Source organism: Parabacteroides sp. AM17-47, from assembly GCF_003434625.1.
Lineage (GTDB): Bacteria > Bacteroidota > Bacteroidia > Bacteroidales > Tannerellaceae > Parabacteroides > Parabacteroides distasonis.
Genome location: NZ_QTLI01000002.1, coordinates 256,693 through 280,569 on the forward strand (window position 1 = coordinate 256,693; position 23,877 = coordinate 280,569).

At 47.3% G+C, this 23,877-nt stretch carries 22 protein-coding genes and 1 pseudogene; 1 reads left to right on the forward strand and 22 read right to left on the reverse strand.

Annotated features, from left to right (window positions below):
• Window positions 1-50 precede the first annotated feature (50 nt).
• A complete protein-coding gene (locus tag DW205_RS02495) occupies window positions 51-1,595 on the forward strand; it encodes a HAMP domain-containing sensor histidine kinase (RefSeq protein ID WP_005868308.1) in 1,545 nt (514 codons plus the stop codon).
• A 116-nt stretch (window positions 1,596-1,711) separates the two neighbouring features.
• Here the strand turns inward: DW205_RS02495 and DW205_RS02500 are convergent, their stop codons facing one another.
• The 22 genes and pseudogenes from DW205_RS02500 to DW205_RS02605 form a co-directional block, all read right to left on the reverse strand.
• Window positions 1,712-2,794, reverse strand: coding sequence for a dipeptidase (locus DW205_RS02500; protein WP_005868306.1), 1,083 nt, complete (start codon window positions 2,792-2,794; stop codon window positions 1,712-1,714).
• Between the two features lie 47 nt (window positions 2,795-2,841).
• Window positions 2,842-3,945, reverse strand: coding sequence for a D-TA family PLP-dependent enzyme (locus DW205_RS02505; RefSeq protein ID WP_005868304.1), 1,104 nt, complete (start codon window positions 3,943-3,945; stop codon window positions 2,842-2,844).
• A 3-nt stretch (window positions 3,946-3,948) separates the two neighbouring features.
• Window positions 3,949-4,422, reverse strand: a complete 474-nt coding sequence (locus DW205_RS02510) for a RidA family protein (protein WP_005868303.1) — start codon at window positions 4,420-4,422, stop codon at window positions 3,949-3,951.
• A 40-nt stretch (window positions 4,423-4,462) separates the two neighbouring features.
• Window positions 4,463-4,984, reverse strand: coding sequence for a DUF4833 domain-containing protein (locus DW205_RS02515; protein WP_005856451.1), 522 nt, complete (start codon window positions 4,982-4,984; stop codon window positions 4,463-4,465).
• Between the two features lie 18 nt (window positions 4,985-5,002).
• Window positions 5,003-6,322 carry a gluconate:H+ symporter gene (locus DW205_RS02520; RefSeq protein ID WP_005868302.1) on the reverse strand — a complete coding sequence of 440 codons (1,320 nt, stop codon included), beginning with the start codon at window positions 6,320-6,322 and terminating at the stop codon, window positions 5,003-5,005.
• 63 nt (window positions 6,323-6,385) lie between these two features.
• Window positions 6,386-7,477 (reverse strand): ABC transporter permease, encoded by a 1,092-nt coding sequence (locus DW205_RS02525; RefSeq protein ID WP_005868301.1) that lies wholly within the window; start codon window positions 7,475-7,477, stop codon window positions 6,386-6,388.
• Window positions 7,478-7,480: 3 nt separating this feature from the next.
• On the reverse strand, window positions 7,481-8,566 hold the full coding sequence (locus DW205_RS02530) for an ABC transporter permease (protein WP_005868300.1): 1,086 nt from the start codon (window positions 8,564-8,566) through the stop codon (window positions 7,481-7,483).
• A gap of 3 nt (window positions 8,567-8,569) precedes the next feature.
• A complete protein-coding gene (locus tag DW205_RS02535) occupies window positions 8,570-9,304 on the reverse strand; it encodes an ABC transporter ATP-binding protein (protein WP_005868299.1) in 735 nt (244 codons plus the stop codon).
• 268 nt (window positions 9,305-9,572) lie between these two features.
• Window positions 9,573-10,493: an ABC transporter ATP-binding protein gene (locus tag DW205_RS02540; protein ID WP_008778292.1), complete on the reverse strand. Its 921-nt coding sequence runs from the start codon at window positions 10,491-10,493 to the stop codon at window positions 9,573-9,575.
• A complete protein-coding gene (locus DW205_RS02545) occupies window positions 10,471-11,361 on the reverse strand; it encodes an HlyD family secretion protein (RefSeq protein ID WP_005856439.1) in 891 nt (296 codons plus the stop codon). Before DW205_RS02545 ends, DW205_RS02540 begins: the two co-directional genes overlap by 23 nt.
• 27 nt (window positions 11,362-11,388) lie before the next feature.
• Complete coding sequence (locus DW205_RS02550; protein WP_005868296.1) at window positions 11,389-12,675, reverse strand: TolC family protein; 1,287 nt, start codon at window positions 12,673-12,675, stop codon at window positions 11,389-11,391.
• A gap of 37 nt (window positions 12,676-12,712) precedes the next feature.
• Window positions 12,713-13,342, reverse strand: a complete 630-nt coding sequence (locus tag DW205_RS02555; protein ID WP_005856435.1) for a TetR/AcrR family transcriptional regulator — start codon at window positions 13,340-13,342, stop codon at window positions 12,713-12,715.
• Window positions 13,343-13,474: 132 nt separating this feature from the next.
• Window positions 13,475-14,479 carry a glycoside hydrolase family 43 protein gene (locus tag DW205_RS02560; protein ID WP_005868294.1) on the reverse strand — a complete coding sequence of 335 codons (1,005 nt, stop codon included), beginning with the start codon at window positions 14,477-14,479 and terminating at the stop codon, window positions 13,475-13,477.
• Window positions 14,480-14,518: 39 nt separating this feature from the next.
• Complete coding sequence (locus DW205_RS02565; protein WP_008771936.1) at window positions 14,519-15,730, reverse strand: L-serine ammonia-lyase; 1,212 nt, start codon at window positions 15,728-15,730, stop codon at window positions 14,519-14,521.
• A gap of 27 nt (window positions 15,731-15,757) precedes the next feature.
• Complete coding sequence (locus DW205_RS02570) at window positions 15,758-16,894, reverse strand: acyltransferase family protein (protein WP_005868292.1); 1,137 nt, start codon at window positions 16,892-16,894, stop codon at window positions 15,758-15,760.
• A gap of 7 nt (window positions 16,895-16,901) precedes the next feature.
• Window positions 16,902-18,020 (reverse strand): acyltransferase family protein, encoded by a 1,119-nt coding sequence (locus tag DW205_RS02575; RefSeq protein ID WP_005868291.1) that lies wholly within the window; start codon window positions 18,018-18,020, stop codon window positions 16,902-16,904.
• Between the two features lie 185 nt (window positions 18,021-18,205).
• Window positions 18,206-18,385, reverse strand: a pseudogene (locus tag DW205_RS02580) (AAA family ATPase); the annotation flags it as partial.
• A 230-nt stretch (window positions 18,386-18,615) separates the two neighbouring features.
• Window positions 18,616-19,368: a glycosyltransferase family 2 protein gene (locus tag DW205_RS02585; RefSeq protein ID WP_005868286.1), complete on the reverse strand. Its 753-nt coding sequence runs from the start codon at window positions 19,366-19,368 to the stop codon at window positions 18,616-18,618.
• Between the two features lie 15 nt (window positions 19,369-19,383).
• A complete protein-coding gene (locus DW205_RS02590; protein WP_005868285.1) occupies window positions 19,384-20,841 on the reverse strand; it encodes a radical SAM protein in 1,458 nt (485 codons plus the stop codon).
• A gap of 33 nt (window positions 20,842-20,874) precedes the next feature.
• Window positions 20,875-21,993: a glycosyltransferase family 1 protein gene (locus DW205_RS02595; protein ID WP_005868283.1), complete on the reverse strand. Its 1,119-nt coding sequence runs from the start codon at window positions 21,991-21,993 to the stop codon at window positions 20,875-20,877.
• A gap of 13 nt (window positions 21,994-22,006) precedes the next feature.
• Entirely contained in the window at window positions 22,007-23,038 is a 1,032-nt protein-coding gene (locus DW205_RS02600; RefSeq protein ID WP_005868281.1) for an EpsG family protein, read from the reverse strand.
• Window positions 23,038-23,859, reverse strand: a complete 822-nt coding sequence (locus tag DW205_RS02605) for a glycosyltransferase family 2 protein (RefSeq protein WP_005868278.1) — start codon at window positions 23,857-23,859, stop codon at window positions 23,038-23,040. Before DW205_RS02605 ends, DW205_RS02600 begins: the two co-directional genes overlap by 1 nt.
• Window positions 23,860-23,877 lie beyond the last annotated feature (18 nt).

Consider the following 23,877-nt stretch of genomic DNA (forward strand, 5'->3'; position numbering starts at 1 on the left):
TTGTATGAATCCCAGTAAATACATATTTTTACTTCAAAAAAATTTAAGTTATGAGGGTCATTTATCTTTTACTATCTTTTATGCTTTGTTTCTACCCTGTCACACAGGCGCAAAACACGACGAATCAATTTATGACACAGGCACAAAGCAGCCTGGAAAAAAAAGACTACACCAAAGCTCGTTATCTTTTTTTACAAGCTTACAAGAGCTTATCCCAAAAAGGTGATTACAAACAGGCGATCGATGCCGGTACGCAGGCGGCTTATCTATATTATCGCGAGAATTATTACCAAGAGGCATTCGATCTTTGCCGCCAGATGAACCAATTCATCTTAACCGAGGAACAGAAGTTGCAGAAATCGCTCTATGAGCAACGCTTCCAAGTAACGAAAGAGCGGTTGGAAATGTATATTAAGCTAAAGAACGCCGCCCAAGCGCAAGTTCAACTCAATACATTAGATAATCTGGCCAGCCAAGCGGGCGATGAGAAGTTATCGAACAATTTATTATATACCCAAGCAGGTTATTATTATACGTTCGGGCAAAACGAGCAGGGGGATGCTGCTTTCCAGAAACTGATCAACCAGTATAAGGAGAAAAAAGAATATGAGAAGGTGAACGATTGCTACCGGAACCTGATCTCTATCGCTCGTAAGGCAAACAACGCCCCACTGATGGAACGTACCTACGACAAATACATCGTATGGACGGATTCCGTAAAAGCTCTTACGGCAGAGGATAAACTAGGGGCATTACAACAAAAATACGATCAGAGCCTACAGACAATACAGGAGAAAGACGATAAATTGTCTGTTAAGCAATATATGATTGTCGGACTTATCACATTCGTGGTAATCCTGATAGCCGCCTTGCTTTTCTTGGGATTCCTTCTATTACGCTTTATTGTGCTGAACAAGAAATTAAAGAAAATCATCCAGACGACAAACGAGCATAGCGAACAACAAGCCCAATTCATCCAAAACATATCGGTTCAGATGGAGCCTACCTTGAACAAGCTTAGCGCATCCGCCAAAGAATTACAGGCGGTAGCTCCGAAGCAGGCCGAGGATGTATGGACACGGGTAGAGGCTTTGAAACAGTTTACGGTTCATATCCAAGAGCTTTCCTCCTTGGAGAATACGTTGATGGAACCGTATGAGGTTAGTTCTTTTAATGTAGGAAACTTCAGTAAGAAAATCGTGGAGAAGGTTAAAGGGGATATTCAACCGGAGGTCAATCTCGTAACAGACGTGCCCCAATTGGAGATTAAGACGAACGCCGAGCATCTGGAACAAGTCTTATTGCATTTGTTAAAGAATGCCGCATTATATACTTCCAGCGGTAACATCCGTCTGGAATTTAAACGGAAAGGCGCTCATGTTTGCCAATTTATCATTACCGATAATGGTACAGGCATACCGGATGATCTAAAAGAGAACTTATTCAAGCCATTCAATGAGGCGAAGGATCTAGCGCAAGGCGATGGTTTGGGATTACCCATCTGCGCACTGATGGTTAGTAAATTAAACGGAACCCTATCTATCGATAAGGAATATAAGAAGGGATGCCGGTTCGTCTTGGTATTGCAGATATAAAATAGACTCACCGTGTTTGTCTTTTTACCGCGATACGGATGCAGTGACGCTGCAATCCAGGTTGCAGTAACACTGCATCCACATCGCGGTATCACTGCAACCCGGGTTGCAGTAGCTTATTCCGGCAAATGCTTCCGTAAGAACTCAATCCAGTTACCAGAGGCGATACGGTTGATAGCATCGTCCGTAAAGCCACGGTATTGAAGGATCGGGAATATCTTTTGGAGATCGGCGATCGTTACTAGGTCATACGGGCATTGCTCCGTACCGAAAGCACCATCCAGATCACTGCCGATAGCCACATGGTTCGCGTTTCCGGCCAATTGGCAGACATGATCGATATTGTTCGCCATAATCTCCATTCCACAGTTCATGCCTCTTGGAGTAGACTCGCCTCGCACCCAGTTCGGTACCATCATCCAAGCGTCTAGGGCGATACCGATCACGGCGCCACGCTCTATCAACGCCTTGATCATCTCGTCGCTAAACTGGCGGTTGTGATCTACGAAGGCCCGACAGTTGTTATGGCTCGCCCAAATCGGTCCCTTATACAAATCCAACGCATCCCAGAAAGCCTCATCACATAAATGGGTCACGTCAAGAATCATACCCAAGCGATCCATGGTACGCAACAACTCTTTCCCCATGGCATTCAGATGACCGGTAGAATCCGTACCGTTGGCATATCTTCCGGGGCCGTAATGTGCCGGGCCAACCGCCCTCAAGCCATAAGCATACGCCCTTTCCATATGATTCACCGTGATGAACGAGTCGGCTCCCTCGATACTTAATACATAACCGATCGGCTTCTTGTCGGCGGGTTCACCGTCTTTCCAAAGAGCCAGATGCGTATCCAAGGCCTTCTTATCCCGGATCATGACCATCTGGCCCTCCTCTTCCATCGCCTTATACCAAGCAAGTTGGCCTTGGGTCTGCGCCCAAGCTTGTTCCGGGGAATGCCAACCGGGAAGTGGATTATCCGGCCCTACATAGCGACCGATCTGGGTGGCGACTACTAACCCGACGTTTCCTTTACGCAGTTCCTCAAACGATATAGTGGCGTTTCCACGGTCGGGCTTATCGGTCATACCGATTTCTCTCCGGTTTATTTCCTTTAGGGGTTGACGCAAATCCCGGTTCCACTCCAAAGCGTTCATGCTAAGGTCGAGATGGGCGTCGATAATAAATGGCTTATTCATTTTATTAATTGAGAGTTGATAATTGATAATTGAAAATTTGATTACCGTTAATAGGTGATGCGACGTGAACGGGCAATGATAGGCCATTCGCCGATCGCCTCACGATCCCGGATCACATAAGCCTTGTCGTATAAAGCGACCGTAGGACAAATATGAACGGGAATGCCATAGAATACGGAACCTAATGGATAGAGCCGACTGTCCGGGACTTCCAAGACCAGATGCTCCTCACTCTGGGAGATAGGTTTCGCCTCCGGATGGTTCAAGAAAAACACACGGGGCAAAGGACTTTCCGAGGCTACCGCCTTGTAACCAAGATCTACACAAACATGATGCTCATCCAGCACGGAAATGACCCGAGTTATCAATAAGGCAGCTACCTTGAACGGCATATCCGGATAAGCGTTTCCATACCCCCAATCCCAGAACACAAACGTGCCGGGACTGCATTCGCAATCCTTCCGCTTCGCGTACATCGGGAATGTAGGAGTACCTCCCATCACCTTTACCAATGGATAGGCAAACTTGCGGGATATCTCCCGGAACACACGTTCGGTCAAGGCGTATGCGGCATCCGCGCCTTGGCAACGTACCGATAGCTCCGCGTCATGTATATGTCCGTCGTAGCCATGCAACCCGATAATCTGCAGAGACTTCAGCGGCAGGATGGCATCCACCAGCGCCTCCGCTCTCTCCGGGAGGACTCCGGTACGATTCATTCCCACGTTCAGATCGATAAAGACATCCAAGGTGATATTCCCGGCCTCGCAAAGAGCCGAGATCGCACGGGCATTCTCCGCTTGATCTACCAAGCAGGAGTAATGGGTGGCGGGATATGCCTTTATCAAATCTAATAAGCGGGAAATCTTCGGGCCTACCGGCTGATAGGCTAATAATACATCGGGGGCATTAATATGCCCTAGCATCTCGGCCTCGGCAATCGTAGCGCACTTGAACTTCCGGATTCCGGCATCCAGCAGCATGCGGGATACCTCAGCCGCCTTATTCGTCTTCACGTGCGGACGAAGCCGGTTCGTATCGCCTATGATCCTCTTGGCCAACTCGATATTGCCGGAAATACGATCCGGATAGAACGCCAAGGCTGGCGAGTCTATCCGGTCTACATTACTTATGACGTACCAATCGTCCATGGCTTATTCGTATAATTCGAACAAAGCCTCTATCTCTACAGGAATATTATCGGGAAGAGAACCGAATCCTACGGCGCTACGGGTACCTACACCGTTATCCGGCCCCCATACGGCGGCGAACAACTCGCTACAGCCATTGATCACATAAGGATGCTTTCCGAAATCGGGCGTACAATTTACCATACCCAATACCTTGATCACTCTCTTTATCTTGTTGAAGCTACCAAGGTTCGCCTGGATGGTCGCCAACATGGTAAGTCCTACTTGCTGGGCGGCGAATTTGCCTTCATCCATCGTCAAGTCCTTACCGATACGTCCGATGATCAAGGACTTATCATTCCGCACAGGCCCGTGACCGGAAAGATACAGGTATTTGCCATCTATCACACAAGGCTTGTAAACTCCGGCCGGAGCCGGTGCGGGAGGTAAGGTCAACCCTAATTTCTCAAAATTCTCATCTGCGTTAATCATGCTCATAATTTCTTTCATTTATATGTTAGTAAAAAAATATATTGGTCTATTTCCTGACTCTTTCCGTTACCGGTTGATTCGTGGCGACAGAGATTCCTTGTAGCTCTACATACTCGACGCTTAAAGGATTCTTGGAGCTGGCTTTAACGTAGAGGGATTGGAGAATCGCCTGTTGGTTGTTGATCGTTATGTAGCATACATAGCGGGAATCACGTTTGGTAATCGTCAACTGGCGGGAGGGATAAGCGGTCAATGAGCATACACAAGCATTATCACTCGCCGAGATCAGTTTATACCCATAAGCCATTTTCCGTTGGATATAGCTCAAGCCATTGGTTTCCCCCGGATGCTTTTCCCGATTGACCCAATAAACGTTCAAGGGATCATGTGTATCCAGCTTACCATCCCTCAGATTCACATCGTAACAAACCAAGTTCTTATTCACGCTTCGTGCTATATGAAAAAGCCTCCCGACCGTTGGATAAGTACCTTCCTCCGGGTCCGCCGCAAACGAGGCGACGAAAGGGAAAAGCATAATAACGATACTAAGCAGCCATCTCTTTCTCATTGCTCAATCATTCTTTTATTATACAATCATATTTAAGATCATTACCCCGATCAATCCTACGACCGACACGATCGTCTCCATGATAGACCATGAGCAGATCGTATCCTTTATGCTTAGGTTAAAATATTCCTTGAACATCCAGAAGCCGGAATCGTTGACATGCGAGAACATCAAGCTACCCGCTCCTAAAGATAAAACCATCAAGTTCGGGTTCGCACCCGTTTGCGTAACTAAAGGCATCACCACGCCCGCCGCCGTCAACGCCGCCACCGTAGCCGATCCCACGCACAAACGGATCACGGCAGAGATCAACCAACCCAAGATCAACGGATGAACGGGCAATTGCTCCAGACTTGTCGCCAGCTCATTGCTTACCCCGCTATCCTCCATGATCTGCTTGAAGATACCGGAACCCGCAATGATCAAAAGGATCATAGAGATATCTTTCACGGCCTCCCCATAGACTGCCATAACCGACTTGATACTACGTCCCTGCCGGATGCCCAGCGTATATGTAGCGAACAACAAGGCGATCAGCATTACAATGGAAGGAGCACCAATAAAAGAGACTATCCCGCTCGCCATCTCGCCCATATCCTTAAAGCAATAAGGAATAACCGTCACGATAATCAGTAAAAAGACAGGCAACGTAGCGCTGATAAAACTATTCGCCTTGCCCGGTATGCTATATCTCCCGCTATCCTCTTTCTGCTCGAACAACGTGACCGGACCGGATTTTATATGTTTCAACCGACTGCCGAACACCGGCCCGGCGATAATGATAGCCGGAATCGCCAAACATAAACCGTAGATCAGCGTAAGGCCGATATTCGCGTTGAATTGTACCACCAAGGCTACCGGAGACGGATGCGGGGGCAGGAATCCATGCGTCACGGACAGCGCCGCCAACATCGGCAACCCGATATAGACCGCCGGAAGCTTGTATTTATACACGATCGAGAAGATCAATGGCACCAACAACACAAATCCGATCCCATAAAATAACGGAATACCCACGACAAAACCTGTCACCATCAGCCCCCATTGTATATGCTTAGTACCAAAAAGTGACACCATCACGGAAGCGATCTTCTGTGCCGCTCCGCTCTCGGCCACCAACTTGCCTAGCATAGCGCCTAATACGATAATCAACGTCAACCCACCCAAGATACTCCCGATACCGTTATTCACCGAGTCCGGCAGCTTCTCCAACGGAATGCCCAAAGCGATGCCCGCCAAGATAGAGGAGATCAGAAACGCAATGAAAGCATCCACCTTAAAGTAGGATATCAAGACAATCAATAAGGCCAAACAAAGTACGACAATGATAAATGACATGTTTTTTCGCTGTATTAGTTTATAATCCGTAAACGGGATACAAAGAAAACATTTATTTCCGAACTACCCCTTTTTACGATAACTAATTACCGCTAACAGATTAAAAAAAACAGCAAATAGACAGACAATCACAAAATGTCCCCGTAAATCGGCAAAGCCGCTCCCCTTTAAATAGACCATACGCATCACCTCCACGAAATAACGCACCGGGTTCGCCAGCGTGATCTTCTGCGCCCATTCCGGCATACTGCTGATCGGCGTGAACAATCCGCTTAGCAAGGCGAAAATGATCAAGAAGAAAAACGCCGTAAGCATCGCTTGTTGCTGTGTGGACGAGAAGGAGGAGATCGCCAAGCCAAATCCCGTAAAAGCGATCAAATATACGGCGGCAAACAAATAGATCACCCCGAAACTCCCCTCCGGCACCAAGCCGTAGATCAGCCAAGCGATGAGGATCGCCACCGTCAGCAGGACAAAGCCTATCACCCAGAAAGGGATCAGCTTCGACAGCAGGAACAGGGACTTGGGTACGGGCGAGACGTTTATCTGCTCGATCGTCCCTTTCTCCTTCTCGCTCACGATATTCAAGGCGGAGATCGATCCCCCGATAATCGTCAGCAAGAATACCATGATGCCGGGAACCATATAGATCTTGTAACTCAAGTGGGGATTGAACAGGTTAATCGAAGCCACTCCCCTGCCCGATCCCATAGAGGCGAAACCTTTCTCCCTATTGAAATCCTGTATAATCGAGGAGAGGTAGGAGCTACCCAAGCCGCCCTTAGTTCCGTTCACGGCGTTAGCGGCGATCATCACGCCCGCCCTGCCCTCCTTACCCAAGTCCCGCTCGAAATCAGAGGGGATTTCCAGAATGATATCGGACTCATTGCTCTCCACCGAGGTCAGCGCCTCGTCGTAACGATCCGACCGGTCTGTCAGGCGGAAATATCCGGAGGATAGTACCTTATCTACCAATTGCATGGAGGTGACGGAATGATCGTTGTCCACAATGCTAAGGTTGATATTTCGCATCTCGAAATTAGCGGCAAAAGGTAAGATGATCAACTGCATGATCGGGATGATGAAGATAATCTTCGGCATGAACCGGTCCCGACGGATCTGCTTGAACTCTTTCTCTAACAAATATCGTAACATAGCTTATAATCGTATTTTAAAACGTTTCACACTCAAGAATACCAGCACGACCGCCATGAACGACAGTATCCCGATCTCCTTCAAGATCGACACGGCGGGAAGCCCCTTGATCATCACGTCCTTCACGGCGATGATATACCATTTGGCCGGAACGATATGGGAGAACCATTGCAGGATATCCGGCATATTCTCTATCGGGAACATCATGCCGCTCAACAACATGATCGGAAGCATCAAGGCGATACCGCTGATCAACATAGCCGCCTGCTGGGTATCGGCTACCGTGGAGATCAGCAGGCCCAGACAGAGGGATACGATCGCATACAGGATGGATACGGAAACCAGCAACAGCAGGCTGCCTTTTATCGGAACGTCCAGCAGGAAATAGGATAGCAGCAAGATCGTAGCGATATTCACCATACTCAGCAATAGGTATGGGATCGCCTTGGCCAGAATGATGTAGATGGGTTTCAACGGGGAGACCAGCAGGACTTCCATCGTTCCCATCTCCTTCTCTTTCACGATGCCGATCGAGGTCATCATGGCACATATAAGGATCAAGATCAAACCCATCACGCCGGGCACGAAGTTGTAGGCACCTTTCATTTGAGGGTTGTAGAGCAAAGTGGTAACCGGGGTCACGGCTTTACCCTCAACCGCCGACTCGCCTTTCAACTGTTCCGCAATGATCGCCGAGCAATAGGCGATTAGCTGCGTGGCCTCGTTCGGATCGGTAGCGTCCGCCAAGACTTGTACTTGGGCATCGGCCGTGGAAGCGTACCCGGGGGGGAAGACAACTATGACGTGTACCTTTCCTTGCCGAAACAAGGCCCCGGCATCCTCATAGCTATCGACGGTCGTATACAGCTCGAAGTACTCGCTGGCATTCAAGCGGTCTGTCATCTTCAGTGTCAGCTCATCCCGGCTTTGGTCGAAAATAGCGATCGGCACACGCTTGATCTCAGTCGTGATGGCATATCCGAACAAGATGATCAGGATGACGGGCATGAGCAAGAGGATCATTGTCGTGCGTGCGTCCCTGAAAATGTGATAGAACTCCTTTCTAACAAAGGATATGAATTGTTTCATCGTTTATTCTCCTCTCGTTGCTTTTCGAGCCAAGGCGTGGAAGACTTGGTTCATATTCGTTGTCTTAAAATCCCGCTTCAAGGCGGAGGGACTGTCTAACGCTTCGATCTTTCCGTCTACCATGATGGAGACACGGTTACAATACTCCGCCTCATCCATATAATGGGTGGTGACGAAGATCGTGATCCCCCGGGCAGCCGCTTCATAGATCAACTCCCAGAACTGGCGGCGGGTGACGGGATCGACGCCTCCGGTAGGCTCATCCAAGAAAACGATCTTGGGCTCATGGATGATCGCCACGGAGAAGGATAGCTTCTGCTTCCACCCCAAGGGCAGGGAATCGACCAAGGTGTTCCGCTCCTTTTCCAGCCCGAGGATATCCAGCAGCTCATCCGTTTTCTGGGACAGCTGCCGTTTAGACAAGCCGTAGATACCGCCGAAGAGACGGATATTCTCCCATACCTTTAGATCGCCGTATAGGGAGAATTTCTGGCTCATGTATCCGATATTCCGTTTGATGGACTCGCTCTCCCGGTAGACATCGAAACCGGCTACCCGGGCCTCGCCGGATGTCGGGACCGACAGGCCGCAGAGCATACGCATGGCGGTGGTCTTCCCTGCCCCGTTTGCCCCGAGGAAGCCGAATATCTCGCCCGGCTCCACCTCGAAACTGATATGATCGACGGCGGTGAAGGTGCCGAAACGTTTGGTCAGTTGTTTTACTTCTATCGCTTTCATTTTTTATCCTTATTTCATAATTACAATGCCGCATTTCCCCAAGATTCGACCTCGCGCCCAATGCGAGGCCCCGCATTTCCCCGAGATTCGACCTCGCGCCCGACGCGAGCCCCGCATTTTCCCGAGATTCGACCTCGCGCCCGACGCGAGCCCTCGCATTTTTCCGCGATTCGACCTCGCACCTGACGCGAGCCCCGTATTTTTCCAAGATTCGACTTCGCACCCGACGCGAGGTCGAATCTTGGGGAAATGCGACACATCCCCTCTCTTACAAGGCCATGAAACAATCCTCAACGCTTGGCTCAAGGCGTTCGATGCTTACATCTGCGTAACCTTTGCCTTTCAGATATTCCTGTAATCGCCTCATGACATCCTCCCCATCCCTCCTCAACGTAAGATGATGAGCATCTCCAAAAGCGAAACACGAGTTTGTATCCGGGAACTCCCGCAAGTCTCCCAACAACTTATACATCGACGCACATCGCACCGCGTATAGCCGCCTATCGAATGAGGTACGGATACCTACCGGCGTATCGATAGACAGGCATTCCCCAGAACGCACCAAAGCGATACGGTCGCAACGGGAGGCCTCATCCATATAAGGCGTAGAGACAAGTATCGTAATGCCTTGCCGTTTCAGACGATCCAGCATATCCCAGAACTCAGAGCGGGAGACAGGATCGACCCCCGTCGTAGGCTCATCCAAGAACAAGACATCCGGACGATGGATCAAGGCGCAACTCAAAGCCAGCTTCTGCTTCATACCACCGGACAGCTTCCCCGCCCGCCGATGCTTGAACGGCTCTATCTGCCTATAGATATCCCGTACCAGATCGTAGTTCTCCTCGATCGTCGTATTGAAGACCGTAGCGAAGAAGTTCAAGTTCTCCTCTACTGTCAGGTCTTGGTAGAGCGAGAAGCGGCCGGGCATATATCCTACCCGCCGACGGATCTCCTTCAAGTCTTTCACCACGTCCAAGCCGCAGACAGAGGCGGTACCGCTATCGGCCAGCAACAACGTGGTCAGGATACGGAACAGGGTGGTCTTTCCCGCCCCATCCGGACCGATTAACCCGAACAATTCACCCGAGCCGATCTCCAGCGACAGATCCCGCAGGGCCTCGACATCGCCATAACGCTTGGTGATATGATTTATATGAATCTCATTATTCATATTTAATCTCCCCATATTGCCCGATCTTCAGATAACCATCGTTGCGGACGGCGATCTTGATGGCATATACCAAATTAGCCCGTTCGTCCTTCGTCTGGATACCTTTCGGGGTAAACTCGGATTTATCGGAGATCCACGTGATCGTACCGGGGTATTCCCGGCGATCATTCCCATAGTCGGCGAAGACCTTGAGAGATTGCCCTAGTTTCAGGTGGGATAACTGATCCGCCGTCACATAGGCACGGAGATAAAGCAAGTCCGTATCGGCGATCTTGTAAAGCGGTTTGCCTGCCGCCGTCACCTCTCCCGGCTCGGCGTATTTCACCAATACCGTACCGGTCTGGGGATTGAGGATACGGCTTTTCATCAGTTGATCATCCAATTGCATGATCTGGTATTGCAGGCCCTCCGCCTCGGCGTCGGCACCTCCCGTCGTCTTGCTTAAGGAGGAGTATTGGGCATCCAGTTGTTTCTGGAGATATTTGATGTTATTCACGATATCGTCCAGTTGCTTTTGGTTACCCGCTTTCGCACGCACCAAATTCTCTTGTCGCTGTTGCTCGGTCTTAGCCGTGGCGATTTGTTGTTCCAAGACAGCGATCTGCTTACGGATATCCGGCTTGCGAATATCTACCGAGCGAAGGCTGGCAGAGAGTTGCATCTTCCGCAGAAAAAGCTGGGTGCTATCCACGTAACCCACGATGGCGCCGGCATCCAAACGATCGCCCTCCTCGATATTCAGTTCCATGATCTTTCCGTTGGCTTCCGAAGATACCAAGATCTCGGTTGCCTCAAAGGTACCGGAAGCGTCAAAATCATTGTCTGTATTACCGCAAGCCGTCCATAGAAGGCTACATAAGCTGATAAAAATCAAATGTCTCATAAATCAATTGTATTTGTCATACTCTATTTAATTCGTTGTATACATATAATTATAAATGGTCATCAAGCGCTGTACACGGTGCGCCGCGGCGGTTTGCCGGGCCATGTCCTCGGCGTTGATCTCCCGGATTAGGTCCGTGACGGAAATCACGCCATTCTCCAGTTTCACCTCCGCCGCCTGCTTGATGCTTGTTCTCAGACGGATGATATCGTCATCGGCACGCATCAGGTCCGTCATTTTCTTTATCTCCGTGTTTTGCTGCAAAAGTTGCAGGCGGGTATTGAATAAGAAGGTCTCCCGTTGCACATCAATCTGGCGACGGCTTACCTCGATCTTCCTCCGGTCGTTCTTCAGCGTGTACAACTTCCCCAGATTCCAAGAAAGACGGACACCGGCCACATAATAAGGCTCGAAACTATCCTCCAGCATATTCAAGCCCGGCCGGCCGTAACCACCTTGTACGAAAGCTCCGATACGAGGCATCAAGCCCGCCGTTACCTGCTTGTTTTGCGTCTCGATCCATTCGCTCTTAGCATCCAAGGCCCGTAATTCCGGACGGTTGATTTGCGTGGACAATGAACGCTCGGGTGACTCCGGAGTCTTCAAGACGACTTGATCCGTCAACGGTTTATTGATAAAGGTCGCCAACATCTGCCGATATACCGTGCGAGACGCTCTTAGCTCAATCTCATTTTGGCGGGCATTCAGCAGTTCCACTTCCATACTTTCCAGATCCGATTGATTCGCCACGCCATTGTCCATCATCGCCTTGATACGCTCGATATTGACCTGCAACTCCTTTTGAAGCAAAGCGTTCTGACGTATTAACTCGTCTTGCAGCAGGCAACCGAAGTAGATTTGATTCACCCGGTCGTTCAGCGCATACAACTCACTTTCCAATTGCTCCCGGTTGGCGATCGCCTCGGCACGAGTCAAGGCACGGGCCGAACGGGTGCTACCGCCGTCCCAAATCGTCTGGTCCACCTGCGCCACGACTTGATACTGATCCTTGCTCAAGCTAGGGATCTCAAAGCCGGGAAGAAGCGAGGAGATCTTATCGCCATCCAAAGGCAACTTCGTCACGTCGCTCTGATAGCTTGCCTTACCGCTTACCGAAAGCTGGGGAAGCCAAGCCTTGCCCACATTACTCAAGCTATAACGTTCCGTCTGATCGATCAAACCCATTTGATGAATCTGCGGATAATTCGCCCTCGCCCACTCGTAACATTGGGTGATCGTGACCGATTCCTGTCCGCCAACCCTTCCGGCATAACCCAACAGGCTAATTAACAATAATACATATACACCTCTCATATACTCTATGATATGTTTATTAAATTGAACAAATCCATCATCTGGCATCCGGGACCATCAGCTGGGTTATTACCTCGACGATCAAATCCCTGCGCCTATCCATATATTCCTCAAACCGCCCCATATCGTTATCCAAAAAAGCCGCCGCTAGTGGCTTGCGGATCAACAACGGGAAGACCACTAGGCTCACCAAGGTCGAAACCAAATCTATGACAGGCATCTTCCGTAGAAGCCCCTTGTCCATCTCCTCCTCTATCTGACGACGAAGACGCAAGATGGGCTGTATTTTTTTCGGATCTTTCAGCACGGTCTGGAATAAACGTTCCGGATCTCTGTTTAACTCGCCCACCACAAAATTCGGGAACATCGGGTTCGCACGAACAATTCCCATATACAGATCAACGATCACCGGCATTTTCTCCAGCATCGTACTCTTCTCATCCAAAACCCGATCGATGTTCGGCAACAATGAAGAAAGCAATTGCCCGAAAATAGCGTCGAACAGAATCTCTTTCGTCCTATAATAATAATGTAAGGCCGTCCTGCCAATACCCACTTCTGCCGCCACGTCACTCATGGTAGCCGCCTCGTACCCCTTTCGGACAAACACTCGCTTCGCCGCTTCTATGATGCGAGGCTCCATCTCATTCATGTCTTTCGCTTCCATAATTAAATGTTATTTTTTGTTTTGTCACTATCGTTTGTCATTATAGTTTGACATATGCGTCAAAAGTAGTATAAAAAAATTACATAGCAAGTAAAACCTAAGTTTTCTTGCTATGTAATCCTTCTTAAATAATTATTGGATCGTGCGAGCCTCAACTCCTTCGGTCGTAATCTCCACAGGATTGATCAATCCCTCCTCGTTAAATGTCATCTTCTCAATACAAGTCTCCCGGTGGTCACGTGTCTTGACCCCGGCCGGCCGGCGATGGTACACGATGTAGTAATCTTCCGAATTCGGCACATGCATGATCGAGTGGTGACCCGCTCCGTTGGCGATATCGAAATTTTGCCGCAAGACCTCCCCGATACGATTGAACGGGCCAAAAGGAGAATCGGAGATGGCGTAAGCGACCTTGTAATCCGGTCCGGTCCAACCACCCTCACTCCACATGAAGTAATATTTACCATTCTTCTTAAACATAAACGGGCCTTCCACGTAATCCTTGGGAGTTACCTCTTTATAAATCATTCCGTCCTCGAACGGTATAAGTCCGGTAAAGTCTTTATTCAAGCGTACCATGTTGCAGTGTTTCCAACCACCGTAATACATATAATACTCATCATTGTCAGCGTCGTGGAAAACAAACTGGTCGATCGGCTGCGCCCCGTTCACGATCTCGTTGATCAGCGGCTTACCCAGCAAATCCTTATAAGGCCCTTCCGGACGATCGCTCACGGCAACACCGATGCCTCCGATTTCTCCCTCGTGCACGTCATTCGCCCCAAAGAAAAGATAATACTTACCGTCCTTGTTGATTACCGAAGGAGCCCACATAGCGATCTTCGCCCATTTCACCTCTGCCGTATCAAGAATGGCGGTATGCTTGGTCCAATTCACCAAATCCTTGGAAGAGAAGCAATCGAAGAAGGTTTGCTTCTCATATAAATCACTCGTAGTCGGGTAAATCCAATAGGTATCCCCGTAAATAATTCCCTCCGGATCGGCGTACCAACCCTCGAATACAGGATTACCACTCTTCGCTACCTCTTCGCTTGGAGCCTGTTTAGGACCGCCGCAGGACATCAAGGCACCGGCCATCAATACTGTGTAAAACAGGCTTTTCTTTCCGTTTATCATCAATAGTAGATTATTTATTAGTAAATCAAATAGTATCTTTTAATTATTCGAGTTCTCCATGTTCTTCGCCAAACCACCTTCCGAGGTCTCCTTATAAAGACTGGGCAAATCATTACCTGTCTGGCGCATCACCTCAACCACCTGATCAAAACTTACCCGGTGTTTTCCGTCGGAGAAGTTCGAGAACGTATTCGCGTCAAGCGCACGGGCAGCAGCAAAAGCGTTTCGCTCGATACAAGGGATTTGTACCAAGCCACAAACAGGATCGCAAGTCAATCCCAAGTGATGCTCCAATCCCATCTCGGCGGCATACTCGATCTGCGCGGGCGTACCACCAAACAACTGACTGGCGGCAGCGGCAGCCATAGCGCAAGCCACGCCAACCTCACCTTGGCAACCTACCTCTGCCCCCGATACGGAGGCATTCGTACGCACCACATTTCCAAACAAGCCTGCCGTAGCCAACGCACGCAATATACGGGAATCACGGAACTCACGCGTCTCCTTCAAGTGATAAAGGACCGCAGGCATTACACCGCAAGAACCACAAGTCGGAGCGGTCACGATCTTCCCACCGCACGCATTCTCCTCAGACACCGCCAAGGCATAGGCATACACCATTCCCCGGCTCTTGATACTGCTGCCATAACCTTTCGCACGGATCATATAATCGGAAGCCTTACGACGAATGCCCAAACCTCCCGGCAAGATGCCTTCCGCTTCCAGGCCACGACGAACCGCATCCTGCATCACTTCCCATACCTCAGCCAGATAATCCCAGATAGAAGGGCCTTCGTGCTGCTCGACATATTCCCAATAGGAATGGCCAGTCTTCTCACACCAAGCCTGTATCTCCTTGATCGTATGCATATCGTATACTTGCTCCGTCCTCAACTCATTGAAAGACTCGTTCGCCAAGGTTCCCCCGCCGATACTATATACGGTCCACGTATCCAGCTCCTCGCCACTCTCATTATACGACTCGAACAACATCCCGTTCGGGTGGAACGGCAAGAAAGTCTTGGGTTCCCAAGTAATATTTGTCTTCGCGACCGGCTGTAATACCTCAAGAATAGCTGCGTCCGTCATATGGCCTTTTCCCGTAGCCGCCAGACTACCATATAAGGTTACGTTAAAACGAACAGCGCCCCGGTTACGTTCCAAGAACATTTGTGCCGCACGCATCGGCCCCATAGTATGACTACTTGAAGGGCCATGACCCATCCGGTATATTTGTTTGATTGATTCCATCTTTCTTCGATCTAAGTTTTCTTGTTTCTATACTTTAAGGAAAATATTATGTTTATAAAACGCATACAAAAGTACATAAATTACCGATACATTGCACATGGCAATGAGCACCGGATAATAATTTCCTAAATATTGCTGGGTTCCGAAAAACAAGGATTCGCCGATACACCTAAAACTTACCACGTTAGTGAGCATATAAGCCAGTATTGAATTCATGCCATACACTTTCAGCCAAGTCGTATACTTTCGATGCCCTTTATAGTCGATCCAATAATAGAACAACCCCATAAGCAAGAAACAGTACCCACTGCTCACCAATACCATCGAACTAGTCCACAGTTTCTTAATAACGGGAAGCTCGATACCCCAAAGCCATCCGGCGATAACCATACCCAGACCAATACCGAATAACATCCGTAATTTGAGCCGCTCGGAATATAATTTGTTCTTTAGGATATATCCGGCGAACAACCCGGTCAACACGGTTACCCCGAAATTCAAGCTGCTCAGTATCCATGTATAACGATACCAAGTAGCGAAGATCACCTCCCCGTTCTCCACCGTCGCCCCATCCCGGAAACGTCCCAGTACAGTGCGGTCGATCCATTCGGCCAAATTACTATCCGGTGTGTACGAACCTCCCCCATAGTTACCGACCGTAATAAACTCCATCGCTCCCCAAAAGATTAATAAAAGAGATGCCGCTATACCGATCTGTACCCGTATCCTTACATGCAAGAATAACAAGGAAGCAATCAAATACCCCATAGCGATCGACTGCAAAGTATTTGAATACAGATAAACCCGATCCGGGTCCAAAGCCAATAAATTACCTTGGCACATCATACCGAAGACCCAAAGCAGTAGCACCCGTTTCCCGATCCGCCGATATACCGCCATCTTATCGGGCATATCCTTATAACGAGACAAAGAGAAAGGCATAGAAACTCCCGCCATGAATAAGAATAAGGGCATCACGAGATCCCACGTAGAGAATCCCTCCCATTCCACATGCGAGAATCCCCACATAAAAGAATTAAACCAAGGCATATCGATCGCATGGGCCAGCGGATGCAACACCATCTCCAACACCACTAAGCAAAAAAGGTCGAAGCCACGGAGTACGTCCAATGACTCCAACCGATTTAATTTCTTCTTCTCCATCCGTCTATTATACTTTCAAGAAAATACGTTGGCGATATAAGAAATACAAGAATCCCCAACAAACAGCGATATATGCGATAGCGCTAACCAAAGGCTGGGCGGTCTCGGGCATCAATTTCGCCAACCCTCCGAATATAGCCTCGGAAGTATAGGAGAAACGGATGAAACGCTGTGCCAAATAGATCGTAATAGAGTTCATGCCGATCACGGTAAAAAACAAGGTCCATTTACGCCACCCCAATACATCTATGATATAGAAGAACAAAGCAAACATCCAAACGGAATAAGCACCTACCACACAGACAAAAGAGCTTGTCCATAGCTTCTTATTGATAGGGAAGACCAAGCTCCATAACAAGCCGACGATCAACAATACAGCTCCCGCTCCTACTAAACAAAGCACTTTCTTTCGGTCGGTCAGCCCCTCTTTCCGTAACTTAATCCATTCACCGGTGAACATACCCAACATTGCCGTGGCAATTGCGGGAACGGTGGAGAATAAACCCTCCGGATCAAAAACAGTCTCGTGCAAACGTCCGGGAAGAAACAGGCGGTCAATATACCCCACCAAGTTCCCCTCGAGCGTGAACGGCCCCGCTCCACCGGCGTCCGGCACAGGCACAAAAGCCATCGCCAGCCAATAGCCAACCAAGATAAGAACCGTTATCCCCGCACGCACTTTCCAACCGAAACGGACAAACAACAAGGCCGCGAACATCCATCCCAACCCGATACGCGCCAGCACGCTTGCGCAACGCAGGTGGTCAAATTCAAACGACAATAGCCCGTTATATACCAATCCCAAGAAAACCAAGGTAATCCCCCGACGGACGATCTTCTTATAAATCGCCCCTTCCGTCATACCTTTTCCTCGTTGCTTCTCTAGTGAGAACGGAAACGAGATACCCGCAATAAAAAGGAACAATGGGAAGATCGTGTCGTGATGCGCCAATCCGTTCCATTCCACATGTTCCATCTGCCCGGCTATCGCCTGAAAAAAAGGATTCGGAAACAATGTCGCCAAAGCGACAAATAAAGAAGCACCGCCCATAATAAAGAGCATGTCAAAACCCCTAAGGGCATCCAATGATTGCAACCGCTGGGGTTGTTGTTTTTGTTTTTCCATATAATCTATTTACATTTAAAGTCAACACAAATATACTCAAACTCACTTACATACGAATGGGGTTTGACATAAAAGACGCTCCTAATCTTTCCCCTCGCATTTAGCCTCCAGTTTTTCAGCGTACGCCTCTTTCCTCATCAGATATAGATGAATAAAAAGGAGTTATAAAGTTCAGAAAACCATAGCGCTTCTAACGTAGATATCAATAAACTTTTCCCAAAACGGCGAGGACGACTCAGAAAGTAAGGCTTACCTTTCGTCACCAATTGGTAAATCAAGGCAGTCTTATCCACATATAAATAGTTCTCATTCCGAATATTTTCAAAACTCTGTATTCCTATCGGTAATTTACGCATAGTCGTCATAACCTTTTTTCTTACTACACCTGTTGTTGAACAAAGATAGAACTTTTTTCCGGAACAAGCCTCCGATTATAGCTTTCATTCTATGAAATACTCAATTTTTTCTACACTAATAGAGGGCGATATTTTACTTTCCATAAGCTGGAAGTAGAATATCGCCCTCTATTTTACAAGACAGTTTGTCTATGAGTAAGCACTAGATCTAAGGCATACAAATATTTCACTGAGTAAGATCACCTCATAGCCTTAGCAAAAGCTCTAATCGCATAATGAATAAAATAATAAACAGCCTTATACACCGGCAAATCCATCTCATTTCTCAAAATGTTCCACTGCCAACGCATGGCTTTTAATTTATTCGAAGAGACCGAATGGTCACCAACTCGGTAAAGAGCCGTCACCGTATTTGTGTTCCGCGCTTTATACCCTTGCTTTAAGATAGAAAGCCAACATACATAATCCTCATGCCCAATTTCCTTGAAAAATATCTTTCCCGTCAAGGCTGAATCATACATGGCTGTCAAGCATCCTATACAATTCCCTTTCAACAACAAACGATAATCAACCTCACAAGGAGCCATTACCTCACGCCCGCATCGCTCTCCGCCTAGACTTACTTTCTCATAGTTAGAGAAAACAATAGCGACCTCGGATTTCTCGAAGACTTTTAACTGATCGCTTAGCTTATTCGGTAACCATATATCATCGCTATCCAAGAAAGCAATATACCGTCCTTTCGCTTCCTTTATTCCCATATTACGGGGTAACGTAGGCGAACCGGATGGTTTATCCGTCCGTAAATATCGAATACGGGAATCTATTCTCGCATACTTTTGAATGATTGAGAGTGAATCATCACTAGAACAATCATCCACAATAATCATCTCCCAATCCCCAAACGATTGAGCCAATACGGACTCAATCGCTTGGGATATAAAAGGAGCCGCATTATAACACGGGGTTATAATGGATACAAGAGGCAACACGTTAAATACAAATGATTATTTAAATAAATAACGTTTCAACTTAGCGAATGCCTTAAGCGAACGTTTCAAGTCTGAAGGATTACGCAAACCGACTCTCAGCCTGTGTAAAATGTAACTGGCACGTAAATAATATTTCTTCCGTGCCCTATTACAGAAATCAACCATTTCCCCTGCGGAAAGATCCGGTAAAGACAATACGGTGTTATGTGTACCATCCGGCAAACAATACTTCTCATAATCCGTCTCTATATAGTTATTTTCCCTCGCCCACTGATAAGCCTCCGTACCGGGATAAGGTATCAACGGGAAAAACTGGGCGGTATCCGTATTCAACCTTAACGCTAACCGAAGAGTCTCTTCCATGGTTTCCCGGGTTTCGCCTTGGTTACCGACCATATAACAAGCATGTATTAACAAGCCCGCCTTTTTAGCGTTGGCAACATACTGATAGAAATATTCCACCTTCGTTCCTTTCTTGATGTTATCCAATATCTGTTGGCTACCACTCTCTATACCCGGAATAATCAAACGACATCCGGCCTTTTTCATAGCCAACATCGTTTCCAAATCAAGGTCCACACGAGCATTACATAACCATTTCAGCCGTTTATTCAATTTCTTTTCCACTAACAAACGACAAATGTCCAATACTCGCTTCTTATTGGCTGTAAATGTATCATCCTCGATTACTACCTCCTTCACATCTGGGAAATTAGCGGCAATGTATTCGAACTCGGCCACCACATTCTCTGCGGATCGTGCCCGAAAAGCATGCCCATGCATCGTTTGCGGATAGACACAGAAATTACAACGGAAGGGACATCCACGCCCGGTAAATATCTGGATAGAGGGATATGTGGCAGCAGCGAAAAAGTAATCCCTCTCATTTAAATGTTCCTTGATAAATTGTGAGGCAAAAGGAAGATCATCCAAATTCTTCATCGGTGGCATATGCGCGGTTCGTACAAACTCCTTCCCGTCCCAAAAACAAAGCCCTCGAACCTCCCGCAGATCCTTTCCTGCGTCCAGAACATTCGCTAGCTCATTCACGATACAATCATATTCCCCAATAGCGACCGCATCCACCGCATTCGAATAACCCAACGTCTCTTCTGCGCAAGCCGAAGGATGAGTCCCCACAAGCACGACAAACGAGTGAGGATACAATGCCTTCAGCTTCCCGGCAAAAGCAACGTCACTTTTAATGGAAGGCGTACTTGTATCTAAAACAAACAATGAATGCTCATTATCCGTCTTCCGAATAATGTTTAAAGACCGTTCCTCATTTAACTGTTTAGCTGGAGCATCCAAAAAAGAGACATTATGTCCCTGTTTGCTTGAATACAAAGCCGCATAAATCAGCCATAGAGGATAATATAAAGCCCCACTTTTCGTAATTGCCGGACTACGGGACTCACGAGAGAATTTTCCATACTCAGCTTTGAAAGGGGGATTAATGAAATAGATGTTCATGATTTATCAAGTTTACTTATTAAGTATATAATCTTATCCTTTGGAATCCATGGATAATGAAATCAGCAAGTCATATATTTTCTTGCCCTGCTTCGTATTATCGTATCGCTCCCGAAAAGTGCTCGCTATTTCCGATAATCTGTCAAGAGATATCGGGTTCGTCAACAAGCGTTCTATCTCATTCGCCATCGCCTTGTCGTCCGTAGCCGGCTCATAATAATTCAAGAGCCCCATCGTCGTCTCGAACAAAGCCGTTTCCTTATTCGTCAATACCGGTGTACCATAGATAGCCGCCTCGATAGGGGTATATCCGAATCCCTCCATCAAGGACGGATGGATAAACAAATCCGCTTGATTGTAATACTGAGCCAAAGTCTCGTCAGAAACAGGTTTCGTTACATGGTAAATCCGGGATGAAAGGTTTTCTTCTTGGATAAAAGGTAACGCTTTTTCGGTCCAGACGGGCCTTGTCTTTCCGATGATCACCAAGGTGTGAGGAATTTTATCTTTTAGGCGATTAAACGCTCTCAGTAAGGTCATCACATTCTTGTGTTCCATCAAGGAACTGACGTACAGTAAATATTTCCCTTTAACAGGAAGCGTATCCCGTTTTTGGGGAAGTTGATCGACTACAACCCCGTTATAGATGGTATTTAGCTTTCGGGGAGAAATGAACGGATAAGTCTTGCGCACGTCCTCTCTCACGAAGTCGGAAATGACAATCGAAGCCTTGCATCTCCATAAGGCCAAGGGATAAAAGAAACGGCAAGCCCATAAGCGAAGCCCTTTATAGATTCGTAACCCCTGTAAATCATGGAGAACAAGAACCGTCTTATCCCGTCTGTGAAAACAGAAGTTCGGGGGAAATACATGAGGAACAAAAAGAACATCATGTTCTATGTTCTTTACAGTGTTCTTCCAATGTCGGAAATTCCGCAAAAGAGTCATAGGATTCCTCCCCGTATCAAAAGCGATTTCCAAACAAGGATATTCCGGAAACGTGACGTGCACATGATCGTATATCCGGGCATCACAGAGAATCGAGATATCTTTATAGCCGTTTTCTTTAAATCCGGCCAATATACGTAAACCGTATACGGTAATCGCGTTGTACGGTTGATTGCAACCGGACAGGTCAAACAATATATTCATATGATTGGATTAACTAGAAATGGAACGGTATCAGTTTTCCGTCTGGAATTGATAACACTGAATATACCTGTATCAAGACATATCCAAACAAGAGATATGCTATGATCAAACGGTTCTCTTTACGTGAGGGCAAACTGGGTAAACCTGCCAAGGTCATACATTCTACAAACCGATAGTTCAAGGAGAGGCGAGTAGCCACGATTTCTATCTGCCCAAACAATAGATAAATAGCCATATTAAATAATGCGCTCCAAAGAAAGATATTCTTTAGTCGATCATCGATCTTCATCCGAGGTACAGCGTAAACGATTAACCCCGTGATCATGACTCGATGAACCGTACTAAAAGAATAAAGAATATTTCCATTGTAAAAGTCATCCATACTATAATCCATGACCTTTTTCACCGCATACAGATCTCCTCCAATCTTGCTTATTAAAGGATCTAAGACATCGACAAACAGCAAGACAACATAAATGAACAGGAATATGAGCTGTATACCTTGCGTACAAGGTCTGCCCACAAAAAACGCAAAAGGAAGGAATACCAAAGCCGAATTATGAACCGATATGGCTAACCCTATAAATATCCAATAAAAGAACATCTTCCCCTTCCATGCGTGATAAACGGCTACACCAATAAATCCCAACGCAAGTCCCTGACGGATACCATTCATCTCATAAGACAAGAACCAGAAACCCAAGTAAATCATCAAAGACAAATATGGATTGGGGGACATCTTACGAAACACATAGTATTTCGTAAAGAAGGACAAGGAAAACACCAATACGATCAGATGAAAATAGTCTCCTCCGAACCACTTAATGATCCGGATAAGTTCAGAGAATCCCGCCTCCATGGTTTCGTCCCCATGCAGGAAAATACGTAAATAGGCATAGTAATCGGCTCCGACACCCTCGCCCCGTAATGCGCCAACGACAAAACAAAGCAATAGCAGAATGACGACAAGAGGGGTACACCGCCTTTTGTTAAGACGAATAAACGCTATGACGAAAGATAATATGGGAAGCGTATAATAAATCATCACATGGATACAGGAAATGTAACAAAGCCCATTATACGGCCTCGCAACGTATAATAATAATACTTCGTATGCCGACTCAGCAAGCAACCGCCGACCGAACGAAGTACATAATAAATAAACCTAAACAGGAAAGCGTAATGTTTACGTCCTACCACCTCTTTCTTGAACAAGGCTCCGAATCCCAACCCATAAGCATAGGCCTTAGGGATGTTAACGAATACATCCGCTATATATGGATGATTAATATAAGTGTCCCGCAGAAATATCCCGACATCTTTTTCATCAAGGATCTCCCACAGGTAGTCGCTTTCCTCACCAGATCCCCAATAGGCACCTACACCCAAACGGACATCGAAACGAGCCTCCGTCTTTCGGACAAAAATATTATTTGAAAAACAATATCTTAATGTCTTGTTACGTGAAATTAGCTCTCTCTCCGAAACCTTCCAAACCCTTCCATCAAAAGCGTCCTTGACAGCCGTGGCGACAAGAACAATATCCTTTTGCCGCTGGAAAACATCGATGACCTTCTCCAAGACATCCTCCTCGTAAAAGCAATCATCATCAGGGAAAGCGACGATCTCTCCCCGGCTATAATCCAGACCGATATTTCGGTTCAGGGAAAGCCCTTTTGCCTCGCTTCGGATATATTGGATCGTTAAGCGGGAAGCGTACTCCGCAACCATCTCCCGCAATATGAAATGCGGATTCTGGTCGACCAATATAAACTCAAAGTCTTTGTAGCTCTGCCTCGCGAGAGAACCCAATAACGTTCGTACTTCTTCCGTGCGCCCATAGGTCGCGGTAATTAAAGATATCATTACGTCGTAAAATTAAGT